General features: G+C 63.7%; 1 protein-coding gene. It reads left to right on the top strand.

The genetic code is table 11. The features are described 5' to 3' along the window. The first annotated feature begins 427 nt into the window (after nucleotides 1–427). Nucleotides 428–1,651: a CAP domain-containing protein gene (locus WDW90_RS36825; protein ID WP_336492676.1), complete on the top strand. Its 1,224-nt coding sequence runs from the start codon at nucleotides 428–430 to the stop codon at nucleotides 1,649–1,651. The last annotated feature ends 102 nt before the right edge of the window (nucleotides 1,652–1,753 follow it).

Here is a 1,753-nt window from a genome sequence, read left to right as displayed (position 1 = left end):
GAAACCGCGCCGGGGCGGGATGGGCCGCGCCGGGGACCAATCACGACCGAGAGTGAGACACGGACAACACCGTTATTCTCCAATCATAACCGGCCCGTTGTCCCCGCGGCCCCACGGCGGATGCCGGCGGTGGCCTGATTGCTGTTTCGAGTTGGCCAACCCAAAGGGCTCCCTGGGGCCACGGCACATCTGTGATCCGGACCGGCGGGCCCTGCAACTTGATGCGCTCCACTCATAGCGGCAGGCTCTAGTGGGACGGAAACCCACAGCGCTGATTTTTAAGCGCTTTTTCGTGCAAATACTAATGTCGCCAGCAGTACAATCACACTCTCACCATATTACGTGGCCAAGCTTTTCCGGTGCATTTGATAATAGCAAAAGCAAAGGAATGCACGCCTAAAGCAACAACCAAGGAACAATTGTACGCATGGCTACACCCACAGCTCTCGAGACCGAATTTCTGCAACTCGTCAACGGCACGCGCACTCAGGCCGGCGCCAAGCCCCTCTCCTTCGACAGCGAGCTTCAGAGTGCCGCTGCCGCCCACGATGCTGAGATGGATCAAGCCGATCTGTTCTCGCACACGGGACCGGACGGCTCCACGCCCGACGCGCGTATCGAGAGCGCGGGTTACGATTGGCAGGGCTGGGGTGAGAATATCGCCTGGGTGACGGGCAGCCTGAGCGAGACGACCGTCCAGCAGTTGCACACCAATCTCGTGAACTCGCCCGAGCACTACGCGAACATCACCAATGGCGCGTTCGAGAACGTCGGAATCAGCCTGCATCAGGGCACCTACCAGGGGCAGACGGTGACGTTCGTCACGGAGGATTTCGGCACGCCGACTGCGGCTGAGCGTGCGGACGGTACTGGCGTGATGGCAGCGACCGCCACCACAACGACGGGCACCACGACCGCGCCCACGACCGCGCCCACGACCGCGACGGACACGACTGGCACCACCGTTACGACCGGCACGACCCACACGGCTGAGACGACACCGACCGCGACCGCGTCTACGCCAACAACGGGCACGACCCACACGTCCACGACGGACACCACCCATTCGGGCAGCACGACGACCACCGGCACGGAGTCGCCGCCGACCGACGCCATTCACACGTCCACGACGGACACGACTGGTGCCACCGGCACGAGCCACACGGCTGAGGCGACGCCGGTCACGACCGCGTCTACGCCGACGCCGGACGCCACGCACACGTCCACAGCGGACTCGGCCGGCACCACCGATACGACCGACACGACGCAGGCTCCGACGGCCACCGAGGCGCCTGCGCCCACGTCAACCGCGAACACGACCACCACGGCGGATGCAGGCGACAGCGCCACGACGGTGCCCACGCAGACCGATTCGGGTGGAACGACGGATCATAGCCATTGGCATCACTCGTGGGGTCACGGTCACGGTGACAGCTTCGTGTTCAATACGACCCAAGCCGGTAGCACCACCAGTGCTCCCAGCCAGACTGTCGACGCGACCGACCTGACGAACACCGCGACGAACTCTCATGCGGGCGATCAGGGCTTCCACTCTGGGGGCTGCGGTGACCACGCCGATGCGGGTCATGGCGACTTCTCGATCAGCACGTTTGGTCATCACTCCGCCGGGCACACCGACTTCCACATCTGAGTGCAAAAGGGCCGCTCAATCGAGCGGCCCTTCCATTGGGTCGAGGCTGGGCATTTCCACAACGTCCAATCCGCGAGGAGCTTCGTGGATTGGGCGTTATGG

Source organism: Methylobacterium nigriterrae, assembly GCF_037106235.1.
Classification (GTDB): Bacteria; Pseudomonadota; Alphaproteobacteria; order Rhizobiales; family Beijerinckiaceae; genus Methylobacterium; species Methylobacterium nigriterrae.
Note: the sequence above shows the minus strand (reverse complement) of the source record. Positions and strands in the feature narration are given on the sequence as shown.